This is a genomic window from Dongia sp. (assembly GCF_041905885.1).
Lineage (GTDB): Bacteria > Pseudomonadota > Alphaproteobacteria > Dongiales > Dongiaceae > Dongia.
In genome coordinates, this window is record NZ_JAYRKD010000019.1 from 1 (window position 1) to 15,323 (window position 15,323).

Below are 15,323 nucleotides of genomic sequence, written 5' to 3' on the forward strand. Positions count from 1 at the left end.
ATGCGCTACGATCTCGGCTTCATCGATCTGGAGCAAAAGACCCTGCAACCCACAGACAACCCGTTTGGCCCCGGGTTGTAACCCATGTCTCCAGTACGACCTGTTACCTATGTGTCCGGTCCGGACAAGAAGAAAGCTGGTGCTGCCGAGAGGAATTGAACCTCCGACCCCGTCCTTACCAAGGACGTGCTCTACCCCTGAGCTACGGCAGCGAAACCGGGCCCCCCAAGAGTGTGGGACAGACGGGCCGGTGAAAAGCGGGCGGAACATGCCACCGGCCGCCCGGGATCGCAAGCGCTATGACGCGGCCCGGCCCACGGCCGCTAAACCCGGAATTTCACGGGCTTTTTCATAGGCTTGCCAATATATGGTCATGCTTTCGTCACGCCCGGCGGCTACTGAGAGGCCGGGCGGACGATAGGGGTGATTCGCATGTCGAGGCTAAGGACCTGGTTCAGCAAGCGGCGCCAGCGCAAGCAGCACAAGGCCGACATCCGGGCTTTCATACGCTTTCAGGCCGAGCGCTCGGCCCGGCGCCGGGCCGCGGCCCAGCCCGCGCACTGATCGGCGGCATTCAAATTAATCTTTCAGGATCAACGCGTTGACATGACGCGCTGAACAGGCAAGGCTCGCTCCGTTGCTGACGCGGAGTCCCGACCCTGAGCCAGAAGCCTGAATTGCCGAATCCCAAGCAGCCGGCCAAACCCGCGCCGCAATCCGACTCTATCGAGGAGCGCCGCCGGCGCGAGGCCGAGGCCTTGCGCCAGAATCTGCTGCGCCGGAAGGCCCAAACCCGTGCGCGGCGGGATCCGAAACCTTGAGCCGCCGGTTCAGCTTGGTTACAACCCGCGCGACTCTTCTCCCGAGATTGGACTCCGATGGATAGAATCAGAATACGGGGCGGCCGGCCGCTGCGCGGCCAGATCCCGATCAGCGGCGCGAAAAACGCCGCCTTGCCGCTGATGGCAACCTGCCTCCTGACCGACAAGGAAGTACGGCTCGACAACGTGCCGGATCTCGCCGACATCAGCACCATGACGCATCTCCTGGTGCAGCATGGCGCCGAGGTGACGACCAAGCTCAACGCCAAGCAGCGCTCGCTGATCCTGAACGGCGCCGGCGTCAACGACACCACCGCGCCCTATGACCTGGTGCGCAAGATGCGCGCCTCCGTGCTGGTGCTGGGCCCGCTGGTGGCGCGCCACGGCCAGGCGCGGGTCTCGCTGCCCGGCGGCTGCGCCATCGGCACGCGGCCGGTCGATCTCCACATCAAGGCGCTGCAGCAGCTTGGCGCCGAGATCGACCTGAAGGACGGCTACATCGTCGCCAGCGCGCCGAAGGGCCTGATCGGCGCCGAGGTCGCCTTCCCGAAGGTCTCCGTGGGCGCCACCGAGAACCTGCTGATGGCGGCCTGCCTGGCGAAAGGCGAGACCCTGCTGATCAACGCGGCGCGCGAGCCGGAGATCACCGATCTTGCGCATTGCCTGGTCGGCATGGGGGCGAAGATCGAGGGCATCGGCACCAACACGCTGCGCGTCACCGGGGTCGATCGGCTGGGCGGCGTTACGCATCCCGTGGTGGCCGACCGCATCGAGGCCGGGACCTATGCGATGGCCGCGGCAATCACCGGCGGTGAGCTCGACCTGATCGGCGTGAAGCATGATTTGATTGCGGCGGCGGCCGCGTCGCTGGCCCAAGCCGGGGTCGAGATCCGGGAGACGGAGCAGGGGCTCCACGTCAGCCGCACCAACAAGCCGCTCTCCGGCGTCGATGTCATGACCGAGCCCTATCCGGGTTTCCCGACCGATCTCCAGGCCCAGATGATGGCGCTGATGACCACGGCGGAAGGCGCCTCGATGATCACCGAGACGATCTTCGAGAACCGCTTCATGCATGTGCCGGAGCTGACCCGCATGGGCGCCAGCATCAACGTGCACGGTGCCTCGGCGATGGTGCGCGGGGTGAAGAAGCTGACCGGCGCGCCGGTGATGGCGACCGACCTGCGGGCCAGCGTGTCGCTGGTGCTGGCGGGGCTGGCCGCCGAGGGCGACACGGTGCTGAACCGCATCTATCATCTCGACCGCGGTTACGAGAAGCTGACCCAGAAGCTCGCGGCCTGTGGCGCCGAGATCGAGCGGCTACAGGACGCGGCGGCGGAATAGGGGAACCAAGGGGATGGCCGAAGCGCAGCCCATCAGGCTGATGGCGAAAGACGCCGAGGATCTGGCGGTGGTCGCATCATGCCTGCAGGATGCCCTGGTGCCGCTTTCCGAGATGCGGTTCCTTAAGGGCGAGAAGCGCTTCGTCATGCTGGTCAACCGCTTCCGCTGGGAACAGGCCGGCGACGCGCTGAAGCCGGAGCAGAAGGGCGATGCCAGCTTCGCCGACGCGGCGCCCGACCAGCGCATCAACAGCGGCCTGTGCATCGACGGCGTGACGGCGGTCCGCAGCCGCGACATCGACCGCGCCAAGCCGGCCAAGTTCCTCTCGCTGATGACCATCGGCCTGGATGGCCCGAACCGGCTGAACCTGCTCTTCTCCGGCGGCGGCGCCATCCAGCTCGAGATCGAGAGCCCGAGCGTCTTCCTGCAGGATTTCGGCGAGGCCTGGCCGACGCAATGGCGTCCCGATCACGCGGTCGATCGCCGGGCCGGCGACAGAGGACTGGTGAAGTGACCAACGAGCCGTTCATCCTGGCGCTGCCGAAGGGCCGCATCCTCAAGGAGGCGATGCCGCTGCTGAAACGCGCCGGGATCGAGCCCGAGCCCGACTTCTCCAACGAGGATTCCCGGGCGCTGCGCTTCAAGACCAACGTGCCGGAGATCGAGATCATCCGGGTGCGGAGCTTCGACGTCGCGACCTTCGTCGCCTTCGGCGCGGCCCAGCTCGGCATCGCCGGCAACGACGTGCTGCTGGAGTTCGACTATCCGGAGATCTACGCCCCGGTCGACCTCGGCATCGGCAAGTGCCGCCTCTCAGTGGCCGAGCCCGCCGAGATGTCGGAGAAGGACGACCCGACCCGCTGGTCGCATATCCGCGTCGCCACCAAATATCCCCACATCACCCAGCGCCATTTCGCCGCCCGCGGGGTCCAGGCGGAATGCATCAAGCTGCAGGGCGCGATGGAGCTGGCTCCGACCTTGGGCCTGTGCGGTCGCATCGTCGATCTGGTGAGCTCGGGGGCGACCTTGAAGGCGAACAACCTGGTAGAGGTCGAGACCATCGCGACCGTGACCTCGCGGCTGATCGTCAACCGGGCCGCGATGAAGACCTACCCGCATCAGATCGGCGGCTGGGTCGAAAGCTTCCGCCAAGCCGCGGAAGCGGCGTGATCGCCAGCACCCAGCGCTGGATCATGGGCGCTCAGGCTGCAGCTTGCCCCCCTCCCAACCTCCCCCCTGAAGGGGGGAGGAGTTCGATCGTGCGACGGCTCCATTCTTCTCCTTCCCCCTTCAGGGGGAAGGCCGGGATGGGGGCGCGTGTGGCCGCTGGCTTACAGCAATGAGCGACGAAACGCCCGCGCCGGGTCCCAACCAGCGCATCGTCAAGGTCGAGCTGGACGAGAACAGCGCGTCGGGCGGGAGCCCTGAGGCGCAGCAGGAGCGCTCGATCGCGATCTTCGATCTCATCGAGGAGAACACCTTCGCCCCGGCGATCGCGCAGCAAGGCCCTTTTCACCTGAAGCTCGCGATCGAGGAGAACCGGCTGGTGTTCTGCGTCTGCGACACCGAGGACCGGGAGCTGCACCGCTTCATCCTGTCGCTGACCTCGTTCCGGCGCATCGTCAAAGAGTATTTCGACATCTGCGACAGCTACTACAAGGCGATCCGCAGCGCCTCGCCGTCGCAGATCGAGGCGATCGACATGGGCCGCCGGGGCTTGCACAACGAGGGCTCGGAGATCCTCCGGGAGCGCTTGAAAGGCAAGGTCGAGATCGACTTCAACACGGCGCGGCGGCTGTTCACGCTGATCTGCGCGCTCTTCATGCGGAGCTGAGCCTCCGCATGGCCATTGGGCTTCCCCCCAGTTCCCTTCCCGGCGCGGTGCTCTTCTGCTGCACCCAGAACGCGATCCGCTCGCCGATGGCCGAAGGCATGCTGAAGCAGATCCTGGGCAAGAAGATCTACGTCGATTCCGTCGGCGTCCGCGCCGGCGAGCTCGATCCCTTCGCGGTCGCCGCCATGGACGAGATCGGCATCGACATGTCGAAGCACCGCTCGAAGACCTTCGACGCGCTGGAGGACAGTTCCTTCGACCTCATCATCTCGCTGTCGCCGGAGGCGCAGCACAAGGCCGTGGACATGACCCGCACCATGGCCTGCGACGTCGAGTTCTGGAACACCTTCGATCCCTCGATCGTCGAAGGCTCGCGCGAGCAGCGGATGGACGCCTATCGCGACGTGCGCGACCGGCTGATGGACCGGATCCGCGAACGCTTCCCGATCCTGGGTGCGCCGAAGATCTAGGCTCACGAAGTCTTGAGCACGCATCTCCGCGGCCGGGTGCAGAATTAGCCCTTCTGGGGGACGGTGCGGTTTGGAGGCGGGCATGAAGACCCGGTTTTTGGCGCCGGTCCTGGCGCTGTTCATGGCGGCAACGGCGGCGGCGGAAGAGCCTGCGCAGCTGCCGGACCAGATCGGCCGGCTGGCTGCCGCCTCAGGTTCCGTGGTCTATCGACCGAGCGCCGGCGCCGAGACCGTCGAGGCGCTGATCAACACGCCGCTGGCCGCCGGCGGCCGGGTGGCGACCGCACCGCGCGCCCATGCAACCGTCGACATCGCCGCCGGCCGGTTCTATCTCGACGGCGATACCGCCATGGCGATCGGCACGCTCGGCCCCGGTACGACCGCGGTTGCGCTCGAGCAGGGCGCCGTCATTCTGCGCATCCTGCCCGGCGGCGCGGGACAGGTCTTCGTCATCGAGACGCCGCGCGGCCGATTCCGCGCCGATCAGCCCGGCTATTTCGAAATCGAGGTCGGACCGGAAACCGTCGTCGCCTCCGCCCTCGAAGGTGGCGCGCAGTTCAACGAAACCACCGTGCTGGCGCCCGGCCTGCGCGCGACCATGGCCGGAGCAGCGGTCCCGACCCTCGATGCCGCGGTGGAGGATGACTTCATCCGCCGCGTTGCCGCAGAGGTCGCCGAGACCGGCGAGGACAAGCTCGAGACGCCGAGCCATGTGTCCCCCCAGGTGACCGGCTTCCAGGAGCTCCAGCGCCACGGCCTCTGGGTCGCGAGCGAGCAATACGGCTGGGTCTGGGAGCCGATGGTCGCCTCCGACTGGGCGCCGTTCCAGGACGGGCGCTGGGTCGAGATCGCGCCGTGGGGCCGCACCTGGATCGACGGCGCGCCCTGGGGTTTCGCGCCGGCGCATTACGGCAGCTGGGCGCAAGTGAACAGCCGCTGGGTCTGGGTGCCGGGCAATGCGGCGCAGGCCGAGACCGGCGTCCTCGACGCGACGGGCCAGGCCGCGCCTTGGGTGGCACTCGGGCCGGAGGAGCCGCGTTTCACCGCGGCGCCGATGTTCGTCACCAAGGCCCGCGCGCCCAGCCAGCCCGCGGAGCCGAAGGTCGTCAACGTCACGACGGTCAACAACACCACCAACGTGACCACGGTGGTGAAAGAGGACCACGAGCCTTCGTGGCTGGTGATCGGTGGCCAGGTGCCGACCACGCCGCCCCCAACGCCGACGCCGACGCCGAGCGGGCCGCGCAACCTGACCGGCCTCGGCGCCACCGGCACCCCGATGGGCAGCGGCGTGGCGTTTCCGGGTTCCCGATAGAGACCGGCTAGGATCGCTTGGCTTTGATGTCGGCGACCGAATCGCCGCCGACATACCAGTCTTCGGCTTCGACATCCTCGAACACCACCCAGACCGCTTCCTTGGGCAGTTGCGCGACCTCGGCGATGGTCTCGGTGACGCGGCGCGAGATCTCGTCCTTCCGCTGCTTGGAATGACCCTTCAGAATCCGGATGTTCACGAACGGCATGATGCTTCCCTGAGAATCGTGGTCGGCCAGTATGCGATGCCGGCGGCGGCGCGGCCAGCCGGCGCAAATTCCTGGCCGCTCAATGGGTTGGCGGACAGGCGTGAGCCCGGTGCGGCGAACCTTGGCTATGCCTTTGCGAGAATTGCGCTTTTGGCTTTTTGGAGTATGATCCGCGCCGATTTCGCGCCGGCCGGGGGCTGAGACGGGGAAACCGGCGCGGAGAAACCAGGAGATTTGATGGCTAAAGAAGATCTGATCGAGTTCTCGGGCACCGTCACGGAACTGCTGCCCAACGCGATGTTCCGGGTGAAGCTCGACAACGAGCACGAAGTGCTGGCGCATACCTCTGGCAAGATGCGCAAGAACCGGATTCGCGTTCTGGCCGGCGACCGCGTGAATGTGGAAATGACGCCCTACGACCTCAGCAAGGGCCGTATCACATTCCGGTTCAAGTAATCGAAGCCCCGACGAAATCGCAAACGGCCCAAGTGGCGGGCATGAACCGCCTCGCTGAACTGGTGCTGGCTTCCGCAAGCCCACGCCGGCTCGATCTGCTGCGCCAGATCGGCATCGTGCCCGCGCGCGTCGAGCCCGCCGAGATCGACGAAACACCGCTGAAAGCCGAGCTGCCGGCGCATTACGCCAAGCGCATCGCCGCGGCCAAGCTCGATGCCGTGGCGCCGCGCCATCCGCAGAGTTTCGTCCTGGCCGCGGACACGGTGGTCGCGTGCGGCCGGCGCATTCTTCCCAAGGCCGAGGACCAGAACAGCGTGCGCCGCTGCCTGGAGATCCTGAGCGGCCGACGCCACCATGTGCTGGGCGCCATCGCCATCGCGGCGCCCGGCGGCAAGCGAAGCCTGCGCCTGGTGGATACCTCGGTCATCTTCAAGCGCCTCTCCGAGGCCGAGATCGCGGCCTATGTCGCCGGCGGCGAAGGCCAGGGCAAGGCCGGCGGCTATGCGGTGCAGGGCCATGCCGCGGTCTTCGTGCGCACGATCTCCGGCTCCTACAGCAATGTGGTCGGGCTCTCGCTCTACGACGCCGCGGCGATGCTGACCGGCCTCGGCTTCGAATCGCTGCATGGCTGATCAGGTCTTCATCTCGCTCGGTCCCGATCGCGCCGAGCTGTTCCGCTGGTGCGACGACCGCCTGGTGCAAGCGACCAGCGAGCGGGAAGGCGAGGGCGGCCCGGTCGGCGGCGTTCATCTGGGTCGCGTGCTGAAGCTGGATCGCGCGCTCAATGCGGCTTTCGTCGAGATCGGCCTTGAGCGACCCGGCCTGCTGCCGCTGAAGAAGCATGACAGCCTCTCCGAAGGCGATGCGGTCGCGGTGCAGGTCCGCCGCGATGCCCGCGAGGAGAAGGGCGTCCGTCTCGCGCGCTTCAACGCCAAGCCCAATCTGATCGGCGAACGGCAGCCGCCGGCGCTGTTGCTGCCGCCGCCGATGCTCTGGCAGACCGCCTTGCAGGCGCTGGTGCCGGAACGCGTCGAGGTCATTCATTGCGACCGGCGCGGCGATGCCGACAAGATCATCGCCGCGGCGCCCGAGCTCCGCAAGAAGGTGCAGCACACGCCGCGCCGCAGCTGGGAGCTGAACGACGCCGCGGCCCGGGAAGAGATCGCGGCCGCGCTGCAGGAAGAAGTCCAGCTGTCGAGCGGCGGCCATCTGCTGGTCGAGCCGGTGCGCACCCTGACCGCGATCGACGTCAACAGCGGCGATGCCGGCGGCCGGCGCGGCACCGTTGGATCGGAGGGGGGCGGCGGCATGAACGAGACGGCGCTGGCCGTGAACCTCGCCGCCGCGCGCGAGATTCCGATCCAGCTCGCCTTGCGCAACATCGGCGGGGTCATCGTCATCGACTTCATCGACATCGAGCACCGCGGCAAGCGCGACCAGGTCGTCGAGGCGTTGCGCGAGGCGGTGATCGTCGATCCGGCGATCGACTGGGTCGGCAACATGTCGCGCCTCGGCTTGGTGGAGTTGAAGCGGCGCCGCGGCGGCCCCACCTTGGCCGAGATGTGGTCGAACCGGGATTCCTGATGGCCAAATGCCCGAACTGCGGCAAGCCGACGGTGGTGGAGTTCCGCCCGTTCTGCTCCGCCCGCTGCAAGCAGGTCGATCTGAACCGCTGGTTCAGCGAGAGTTACCGCGTCCCGGTGCAGAGCCAGGACGAGGAAGAGGACGAGGCCGCCCGCCCGGACCGGCCGGAAGAGCCTTAAGCCGCTGTCCCGGGCCGATTTTCCGGCCGAACCTACAAGGCTGGACAAGGCCGTTCAACTTCACTAAAAAGCCGCGATCCGCGTCGGGGGAAACCAACCCAGGGCCAAAGCCCAAGCCCCGACATTTCCGGACATGCCCGGGTAGCTCAGTTGGTAGAGCACATGACTGAAAATCATGGTGTCGGTGGTTCAACTCCGCCCCCGGGCACCACTCCCTTTCCAGACGCGAACCGCCTGTGAAGACCTGGAAGAACATCGCGCTTTGGCCGATCGTGATGGTCTTCGTGTTGCTGACGGCTTTTCTGAAGTATGAACTCGCAGATGCTCGTCACAAAGGCTGCTGCTACGGGCCGGATGATTTCGATCTAAGGCCCGGGCAGACGTACGTCGTGGGCGTTTCTCCTGCTCCGCCGCTGAAACTCTACCCGCGTTGGAAGTATACGACCTTAGGCAAAGTTCTCCCTGCACCGTCAGAAGGTCTAGGCCGCTTACTCGAGATGCTTGGCCCGATCCTAGCTGGAAGCTTGGTCTTTGTGGCCTTCAGGACTGTCGGTTGGCGGGTGCTTGCCGCCGTCTTTGGGGTCGCGGTCACGCTGGCAGGGTTCGCAGTACCGATCTTCGTGGACTGGGGCGTCACGTACTGAGTGTCGCTAAGGGTCCGGTCGGGTTGAGATCCAATCCGTCCCCCGGGCACCACTTCCCCAAGCCCCTAGACTTCACCAGGCCGTTCCGCAGGGATGCGCGTTCTGGCATGATGTCGCGATGGATCGCGAACTGCTGGTACTGCGCCTGGCGCAGGCTGAGCGTGCCGTCGAACTCGGTTTCGAGCTGATCGCCGAGCAGCGCGCCGTCGTTTTCGCGTGCGAAGCCTGGGGTCAGGATCCGGCTGTCGCGCGCCGCCAGCTCCGGAGCTTCGAAGCGATCCAAGAGCGCCACATCGACGATCTGGAGACGGCGCAGACCCAGCTGGCTGCGGCCGACTATCGACAGAGCGCCTGAACCCGAGGTCAGCCCGCGGGCTTCTCGGCCTCGGCCATCTCCGCCTGCCGCTTCGCTTGCGCCTGCTCGCGCTCGGTGAGAATCGCCTCCAGGAATTTGAGGATCAGGTCGGTGAAGCCGTCGCGGTCGATCTTGTCGAGCTCGAAGGAGGCACCGGCCGGGCGCCCGACCACGCCGCTATAGACCAGCTGGACGGTGCCGGTCTGCGCGAGGTTGAGCGCCATCGACTTGTGGGTGATCGGCGTCTCGGTGGAAACGATGACCGTCATCCGGCCGACCGCACCGCTGATGTTGCCGCTGCCCTCCACCGCCAGGGTGAGGCCGCGCGGCGAGAGCGCGGGATTGAGCTCATGAACGGAATTGGTGATCAATTGGAAGGCGGCCTGCCAGTTCTTGACCATGTCCTCGCGACGCTGCCGCTCGCGCGCCTCGGCGGCTTCCTTCTCCTCCTTCAGCCGGCGATCCATCTGATCGGCCGCCTCGAGCCGGCGGGCCAGCGTTGCCAGCCGATCCTTGTCCGCATCCTTCATCCCAGGCCCCATTCCGCTTCCAGCTGCTCAGCCCATCTTGCCACAACCAAGCCGGGGCAAGTCGATAGCAATCCTGCCCGCCTATAGCTTCTTTTGCGGCAGCTCCAGGCCGGCGATTTGGGCATAGAGCCGAGCCACCGAAGCGTCATCGTCGCGCCCCATGCCGGCGGCCGCCGTCATCATGAACATCTGGAAAGCCTGGCCGGCGATCGGGGTCGGGAATTTGGTGTCGCGCGACATGTCGAGCACGATGCCGAGATCCTTGGTGAAGATCTCCACGGCGCTCTTCGGCGCGTAATCGCCATCGAGGATATGCGGCACGCGGTTCTCGAACATCCAGGAATTGCCGGCCGCCGCCGTGATCACCTCGTAGACCTTGGCGATGTCGAGGCCGAGGCGCTGGGCGAAGGTGATCGCCTCGCAGGCGGCGGCGATGTGCACGCCGGCCAGGAGCTGGTTCACCATCTTGAAGGCGGCGCCGATGCCAGGCTTGTCGCCGAGCCGATAGAGCTTTGCCGCCATGGCATCCAATGCCGGTTGCGCGCGGGCGAAGGCGGCGTCGCTGCCGGAGGCGAGGATGGTCAAGGCGCCCTCGGCCGCGCGCTGCGCGCCGCCGCTGATCGGCGCGTCGAGATAGAGCAGGCCGCGCGCCTCGGCTTCGGCGGCGAGCGCCTCGGCATCCTTGGGGCTCATGGTGGCGCAGGAGACGATGACCGCCCCCTTGGGCAGGGCCGGCGCGGCGCCGTCCGCGCCGAACAGCACGGCCCGGGTCTGTGCCGCATTGACCACGACGACCACCAGAATGGCGGCGTCGGTCGCCGCTTCCGCCACGCTCTTCGCGCCGCGGCCATGGGCGGCGAAACGCTGCACCGCCGCGGCGCTGACATCGGCGCCGGCGACGTCGAAGCCCTTGCGGGCCAGCGATACGGCCATGCCGAAACCCATCGAGCCCAGCCCGATCACCGCTGCTTTCGTCTTGTTCATTTGATGCCCTTCATCGTGCTGATCTGCTCAACGCTTCGGCCAGACCCAGCGCTCCGGCGCCTCGGTCTGCTCGGCCAGCGTCTCGCCGAGCTCCTTCCGCAGGCGTACTTCGCGGCAGTCGAAATCGGCGAGCAGGTTGCCGATCAACGCCTCGGAATGGGTGACCAGGATGATCTGCGATCGTGCCGCGGCCTCGCCGATCGCCCGCGCCAGCGCTGGAATGAGATCGACATGCAGGCTGTTCTCCGGCTCGTTCAGCACCATGAGGCCCGGCGGGCGCGGCGAGAACAGGGCGGCGGCGAGCAGCAGAAACTTCAACGTGCCCTCCGAGAGTTCGGTCGCCTTCAGCGGGCGCAGCAGCCCGGGCTGTCGCATCTCGACCTCGAAATAGCTGCCGGTAACGGCAATCCCGATCGCATGTCCCGCAAAGCCATGCTCGATCGCGGCGTCGAACGCATCGGCGTCGCCGATCTCGCGGATGGTCTGGATCGCCGCGGCGAGGTCGGCCCCGTCGCCGGCGAGCGCGGGTGTCCGCGTGCCGATCTGCGGACGCCGCGCCGGTGCCTCGACGTCGGTTCGCAGGTGATCGTAGAAGCGCCAGGCGCGCATCCGCTCGCGCACGATCAGCAGCTCCTGCGCCTCGCGCGGATCGGCGCAATGGGTCATCATGGAATCGTAGCTGGCAAGGCCGGTCTCCGCCTGGGTCCAGGCCCCGGCCTTGTCGCGAATGCGCACCGATGGGCCATGGCGTTCGGCCAGGACATTGTTCCGTCCCGGCTGCGCCCCGATCCAGAGCATCTCCATCTTGATCTCGGGATCCAGCGCGAAGAAGCCGCCGATCGGCAGGCCGAGCTCGATCGCGTAGCCATAGTCGTCGCCGGCGAAGCCCAGCTTCAGTGCGACCGGATGCTTGCGCCGCGTGCCCTGGACCGGATGCTGGCCTTGCTTCACCGAGCGGGCGAAGGATTCGGGTCCGGCCCAGAGCGTCGAGGGCAATCCGCCTTCGGCCGCCAGCGAGCGAATGATGCCGCCATGGGCGATGTCATTCATCAGCCGAAGCGCGCGATAGAAACTCGACTTGCCGCTGCCGTTGGGACCGGTGATGATGGTGAGCCCACCCGGCGCAATGGCCAGGTCGCGCAGCGAACGATAGCCCGAAACCGCAATCTGGTGAATCATCCGGCCGCTCTTCAGCCCTATTGGACACCATTTGTGTCAGCGGGTGTTGTCGGATGGCAAGCGATTCATCGGAGAAATAGCCACATGACGCCGAAGGACAAACCGAAAGACCGATTGGAGCAGAAGCCGCTCGATCCGGAAGCCTTGGTGGACGAAGCGATCGAAGAGAGCTTTCCGGCGAGCGATCCCATTTCTCCGGGCGTCGGCCCGGGCGAGCCCGTTCCCAATCCCGGCGACCGGCCGAAAAAATCGAAACTGCCGAAGAAGTGAAGTAGCTCCGCATGGTTCACGTCATCGCCATCATCACCGCCCATCCCGGCAAGCGCATGCAGTTGCTGGAGCTGTTCCAGGCCGTCATCCCGACGGTGCGCGAGGAGCAGGGCTGCATCGAATATGGAGTCGGCGTCGATGTGGCGAATGCCGATCCGGCCTTCGGTCCCGATACCTACGTCGTGATCGAGAAATGGGAGAGCCTGGCCGCCCTGAAGGCCCACAGCGTGGCGCCGCATATGAAGGCCTTCGGCGCAGCGGCCGGTGGCTTGATTGCCAAGCGCGCCGTGCACGTGCTCGAGCCCGCCTGACTTCCTCGCCACAGGAAGTTCACTGTTCCGGCCCGGTGTCGTCGCCCTAGGCTCCGGTCATGCAGTTGAAACCTTCCGAGCTGCGGCCGATCGCGACGATCGACCCGCGCTTCCAGTCCTACAACGTCGAGATGGTCGAGGTGACCGGCGGCCGCTTCTGGTCGCCCTATGCCGTCTTCGCCGCGGGCGGCGGGCTCTATCACCAGCGGGCGCCGATCGATCTCGAGAACCCGAAGCTGCGCCGGCTCGCCACCGCTTTGGGGCCTGCCTATATGCGGGTCAGCGGCACCTGGGCCAACAGCACCTGGTTCTGCGATTCCGACCCGCTGCCGTCCCAGTCGCCCGAAGGTTTCGTCGGCGTCCTCAGCCACCAGCAATGGCAGGGCGTGATCGACTTTGCCCGGGTGGTCGATGCGGAGATCACCACCTCGGCCGCGATCAGCGCCGGTACCCGCGATGCGGCCGGCCGCTGGCAGCCGGATCAGGTCCGCCGGCTCTTCGCCGCGACCCGGAATGCCGGCGGCAGCATCGCCGGCATCGAGTTCATGAACGAGCCGAGCGCCGGGGCGGGCGCACCGCAGGGCTATGACGCCGCCGCTTTCGCCCGCGATCATGCCGCCTTCCGCGACGCGGTGCGCGCCGTCTCGCCCAAGACACTCATCCTCGGCCCGAGTGCGCTCGGCGATAAGCGGGACGATCCAAATGAGCCGGCGCTTGCGGCCGGCCGGATCCTGGAATTGTCCGCTGCTGATCACGACGTGCTCTCTTACCACCATTACGGCGCCGCCTCGCGCCGCTGCAGCAGCGACGGCTGGTGGCCGCAGACCCGGGCGCAGGACGCGCTCGGCGAAGACTGGCTCGGCCGCACCGAGCAGGCGTTGCAAGTCTACCGGCAACTGCGCGATCGCTTCTTGCCGGGCAAGCCGATCTGGCTGACCGAGACCGCCGATGCGGTCTGCGGCGGCAATCCCTGGGCTTCGACCTTTCTCGACTCCTTCCGCTATCTCGATCAGCTCGGCCGTCTGGCGCGCGGCGGCGTGCAGGTGGTGATGCACAACACGCTCGCCGCCAGCGACTACGGCCTGATCGACGAGGCGACGCTGACGCCGCGGCCGAACTACTGGTGCGCTTTGCTCTGGCGCCGGCTGATGGGCGAGACCGTGTTCGACTGCGGCGCTCCCACGGCGGGATACCACCTCTATGTCCACAGCCTCCGCGATCGGCCGAACGGAAAGGCGGTGCTGGCCCTCAACACCGATCGCGAGAAGGAGCAACTGCTGCGGCTACCGGTGCCGAGCGCGCGCTACACACTGACCGCCAGGGAGCTGCAGGCGCGCGCCGTGATGCTTAACGGAACATTGCTGCAGGCTTCGCTGGAGGGTGTTCTGCCCGATCTGGTGGCGGAAAGGGCCGCGCCGGGTAGCTTGCGGCTGGCGCCGGCTTCCATCACCTTTCTCGAAATCCCGGCCGAATAAGCCGCGCATTTGAGCCGATTCCGCGGGGCGCACACCCACGGCAACATTCCTGCAATAATGACTGCCGCTGCGGGAAGTCCTTAGGCGCTTTTTATCTTCCGCGGCGTAATTCTCGTGAGCGCACCAGCCGCCCCCCGGTGAGTCGATTTCGCTGCCGGAGACGGGCAGGGCTGCGACGAGAAGAGATGAAACTGCAAGCGACCAAGAAAGAGGATCGGATCGAGGCGGGCAGCCGGGAGGCGGCCTTCCTGTTGTCCGCGCGCCAGGACTTCCTGCTGAAGATCGTCGGCGGGATCCAGAACCCGGTCTTCGTCAAGGACGAGGGCTTCCGCTTCGTCTTCGTCAACCCTGCCTTCTGCGCGTTCATGGGACGCAGCGAAGCGGAGCTGCTGGGAAATACGGATTTCGACGTGGTCCCGGCCGAGCATGCCCGGGTCTTCCGTGAGGTTGACACCAAGATCTTCGCCGACGGCCTGCCGCACGAGAACGAGGAAGCGATCGCCAATGCCGGCGGTGCCGAGTTCTGGATCGTGACACGGAAATCGATCTTCGAGCTGCCCGGCGCCGGCCGCTTCATCGTCGGCGTCATCACCGACATCACCCACCGCAAGCGCATGGAGCTCGAGCTCTGGCAGGCCAAGGTGGAGGCGGAGAACGCCAACCACGCGAAGTCGCAGTTCCTCGCCAACATGAGCCATGAGCTCAGGACGCCGCTCAACGCCATCATCGGCTTCTCGGAGATCATCAAGGACGAGCTGTTCGGCAGCATCGAGCAGACGCGCTATCGCGCCTATGCCGAGGATATCCATCGCAGCGGCGGCCACCTGCTGCAGCTGATCAACGACATCCTCGATCTCACCAAGATCGATTCCGGAAAATACAAGCTGCGCGAGACCGAATGCGACGTCGAGCTCGCCGTCTCGGACGTGGTGCGCCTGATGCACGATATCGCGGTGCGGAACGGCATCACGCTGGAGAACAAGACCGCGCCGCGCCTGCCGCTGCTGTTCGCCGACGAGCGGGCGGTCCGGCAGATCATCCTCAACTTCCTATCCAATGCGGCGAAGTTCACGCCGCGCGGCGGCCGCATCGAGATCGCGGCGCGCCAGGCGCCGGATGGCAGCCTGGAAATCAGCGTCGCCGACACCGGCATCGGCATGGCCCCGGAGGACATCCCGCGCGCCTTGAGCCCGTTCGACCAGCTCGAGGATTCATGGGACCGCCGCTACGAAGGCACCGGCCTCGGCCTGCCGCTGACCAATGCGCTGCTGACCTTGCACGAGGGCAAGCTGGAGATCGTCTCGGCGCCGGCCCAGGGCACGACCGTCACCGCCCGGTTCCCGGCACACCGCACGCTCGGCTGACCG

General features: G+C 66.6%; 19 protein-coding genes, 2 tRNA genes and 1 pseudogene. 17 read left to right on the plus strand and 5 right to left on the minus strand.

Annotated features, from left to right (window positions below; genetic code table 11):
* Positions 1 to 137 precede the first annotated feature (137 nt).
* Positions 138 to 212: transfer RNA gene (locus ACH2CY_RS18185), tRNA-Thr, on the minus strand.
* 666 nt (positions 213 to 878) lie between these two features.
* On the opposite strand from ACH2CY_RS18185, the gene murA reads away from it, so the two are divergent.
* The 6 genes from murA (at position 879) to ACH2CY_RS18215 (ending at position 5,781) form a co-directional block, all read left to right on the plus strand.
* Positions 879 to 2,162 carry a UDP-N-acetylglucosamine 1-carboxyvinyltransferase gene (gene murA / locus ACH2CY_RS18190; protein WP_395020735.1) on the plus strand — a complete coding sequence of 428 codons (1,284 nt, stop codon included), beginning with the start codon at positions 879 to 881 and terminating at the stop codon, positions 2,160 to 2,162.
* 13 nt (positions 2,163 to 2,175) lie between these two features.
* Positions 2,176 to 2,676, plus strand: a complete 501-nt coding sequence (locus ACH2CY_RS18195; protein ID WP_395020736.1) for a DUF2948 family protein — start codon at positions 2,176 to 2,178, stop codon at positions 2,674 to 2,676.
* Positions 2,619 to 3,332 carry an ATP phosphoribosyltransferase gene (gene hisG / locus ACH2CY_RS18200; RefSeq protein WP_395020737.1) on the plus strand — a complete coding sequence of 238 codons (714 nt, stop codon included), beginning with the start codon at positions 2,619 to 2,621 and terminating at the stop codon, positions 3,330 to 3,332. Before ACH2CY_RS18195 ends, hisG begins: the two co-directional genes overlap by 58 nt.
* Positions 3,333 to 3,501: 169 nt before the next feature.
* Positions 3,502 to 3,996: a UPF0262 family protein gene (locus ACH2CY_RS18205; RefSeq protein ID WP_395020738.1), complete on the plus strand. Its 495-nt coding sequence runs from the start codon at positions 3,502 to 3,504 to the stop codon at positions 3,994 to 3,996.
* 8 nt (positions 3,997 to 4,004) lie between these two features.
* Positions 4,005 to 4,466 carry an arsenate reductase ArsC gene (locus tag ACH2CY_RS18210; protein WP_395020739.1) on the plus strand — a complete coding sequence of 154 codons (462 nt, stop codon included), beginning with the start codon at positions 4,005 to 4,007 and terminating at the stop codon, positions 4,464 to 4,466.
* An 82-nt stretch (positions 4,467 to 4,548) separates the two neighbouring features.
* Positions 4,549 to 5,781 (plus strand): DUF6600 domain-containing protein, encoded by a 1,233-nt coding sequence (locus ACH2CY_RS18215; RefSeq protein ID WP_395020740.1) that lies wholly within the window; start codon positions 4,549 to 4,551, stop codon positions 5,779 to 5,781.
* 7 nt (positions 5,782 to 5,788) lie between these two features.
* Here ACH2CY_RS18215 and ACH2CY_RS18220 read toward each other — a convergent pair whose 3' ends face one another.
* A complete protein-coding gene (locus ACH2CY_RS18220; RefSeq protein WP_395020741.1) occupies positions 5,789 to 5,989 on the minus strand; it encodes a 4-oxalocrotonate tautomerase family protein in 201 nt (66 codons plus the stop codon).
* A gap of 237 nt (positions 5,990 to 6,226) precedes the next feature.
* On the opposite strand from ACH2CY_RS18220, the gene infA reads away from it, so the two are divergent.
* The 7 genes from infA to ACH2CY_RS18255 all read left to right on the plus strand — a co-directional run bounded on the left by infA (position 6,227) and on the right by ACH2CY_RS18255 (position 9,207).
* A complete protein-coding gene (infA, locus tag ACH2CY_RS18225) occupies positions 6,227 to 6,445 on the plus strand; it encodes a translation initiation factor IF-1 (RefSeq protein ID WP_395020742.1) in 219 nt (72 codons plus the stop codon).
* Between the two features lie 41 nt (positions 6,446 to 6,486).
* Positions 6,487 to 7,077, plus strand: a complete 591-nt coding sequence (locus tag ACH2CY_RS18230) for a Maf family protein (protein WP_395020743.1) — start codon at positions 6,487 to 6,489, stop codon at positions 7,075 to 7,077.
* Positions 7,070 to 8,029 (plus strand): ribonuclease E/G, encoded by a 960-nt coding sequence (locus ACH2CY_RS18235; RefSeq protein ID WP_395020744.1) that lies wholly within the window; start codon positions 7,070 to 7,072, stop codon positions 8,027 to 8,029. The genes ACH2CY_RS18230 and ACH2CY_RS18235 overlap by 8 nt, the downstream gene beginning before the upstream one ends.
* Positions 8,029 to 8,208 carry a DNA gyrase inhibitor YacG gene (locus ACH2CY_RS18240; protein ID WP_395020745.1) on the plus strand — a complete coding sequence of 60 codons (180 nt, stop codon included), beginning with the start codon at positions 8,029 to 8,031 and terminating at the stop codon, positions 8,206 to 8,208. Before ACH2CY_RS18235 ends, ACH2CY_RS18240 begins: the two co-directional genes overlap by 1 nt.
* A gap of 135 nt (positions 8,209 to 8,343) precedes the next feature.
* A tRNA-Phe gene (locus ACH2CY_RS18245) sits at positions 8,344 to 8,419 on the plus strand.
* Between the two features lie 25 nt (positions 8,420 to 8,444).
* Positions 8,445 to 8,852 (plus strand): hypothetical protein, encoded by a 408-nt coding sequence (locus ACH2CY_RS18250; protein WP_395020746.1) that lies wholly within the window; start codon positions 8,445 to 8,447, stop codon positions 8,850 to 8,852.
* 118 nt (positions 8,853 to 8,970) lie between these two features.
* A complete protein-coding gene (locus ACH2CY_RS18255; RefSeq protein ID WP_395020747.1) occupies positions 8,971 to 9,207 on the plus strand; it encodes a hypothetical protein in 237 nt (78 codons plus the stop codon).
* An 8-nt stretch (positions 9,208 to 9,215) separates the two neighbouring features.
* Here ACH2CY_RS18255 and ACH2CY_RS18260 read toward each other — a convergent pair whose 3' ends face one another.
* The 3 genes and pseudogenes from ACH2CY_RS18260 to ACH2CY_RS18270 form a co-directional block, all read right to left on the minus strand.
* Positions 9,216 to 9,737, minus strand: a complete 522-nt coding sequence (locus ACH2CY_RS18260; protein WP_395020748.1) for a hypothetical protein — start codon at positions 9,735 to 9,737, stop codon at positions 9,216 to 9,218.
* Positions 9,738 to 9,818: 81 nt separating this feature from the next.
* A pseudogene (gene ltnD, locus ACH2CY_RS18265) lies at positions 9,819 to 10,730 on the minus strand (L-threonate dehydrogenase); the annotation flags it as partial.
* 18 nt (positions 10,731 to 10,748) lie between these two features.
* Positions 10,749 to 11,900, minus strand: coding sequence for an AAA family ATPase (locus ACH2CY_RS18270; RefSeq protein ID WP_395020749.1), 1,152 nt, complete (start codon positions 11,898 to 11,900; stop codon positions 10,749 to 10,751).
* Positions 11,901 to 12,014: 114 nt separating this feature from the next.
* Here ACH2CY_RS18270 and ACH2CY_RS18275 point away from each other — a divergent pair, with 114 nt between their 5' ends.
* The 4 genes from ACH2CY_RS18275 to ACH2CY_RS18290 all read left to right on the plus strand — a co-directional run bounded on the left by ACH2CY_RS18275 (position 12,015) and on the right by ACH2CY_RS18290 (position 15,320).
* Positions 12,015 to 12,170, plus strand: a complete 156-nt coding sequence (locus ACH2CY_RS18275) for a hypothetical protein (RefSeq protein ID WP_395020750.1) — start codon at positions 12,015 to 12,017, stop codon at positions 12,168 to 12,170.
* 11 nt (positions 12,171 to 12,181) lie between these two features.
* Positions 12,182 to 12,481, plus strand: a complete 300-nt coding sequence (locus ACH2CY_RS18280; RefSeq protein WP_395020751.1) for a putative quinol monooxygenase — start codon at positions 12,182 to 12,184, stop codon at positions 12,479 to 12,481.
* A gap of 59 nt (positions 12,482 to 12,540) precedes the next feature.
* Positions 12,541 to 13,956 carry a hypothetical protein gene (locus ACH2CY_RS18285; RefSeq protein WP_395020752.1) on the plus strand — a complete coding sequence of 472 codons (1,416 nt, stop codon included), beginning with the start codon at positions 12,541 to 12,543 and terminating at the stop codon, positions 13,954 to 13,956.
* 185 nt (positions 13,957 to 14,141) lie between these two features.
* Complete coding sequence (locus ACH2CY_RS18290; protein ID WP_395020753.1) at positions 14,142 to 15,320, plus strand: PAS domain-containing sensor histidine kinase; 1,179 nt, start codon at positions 14,142 to 14,144, stop codon at positions 15,318 to 15,320.
* Positions 15,321 to 15,323: the final 3 nt, after the last annotated feature.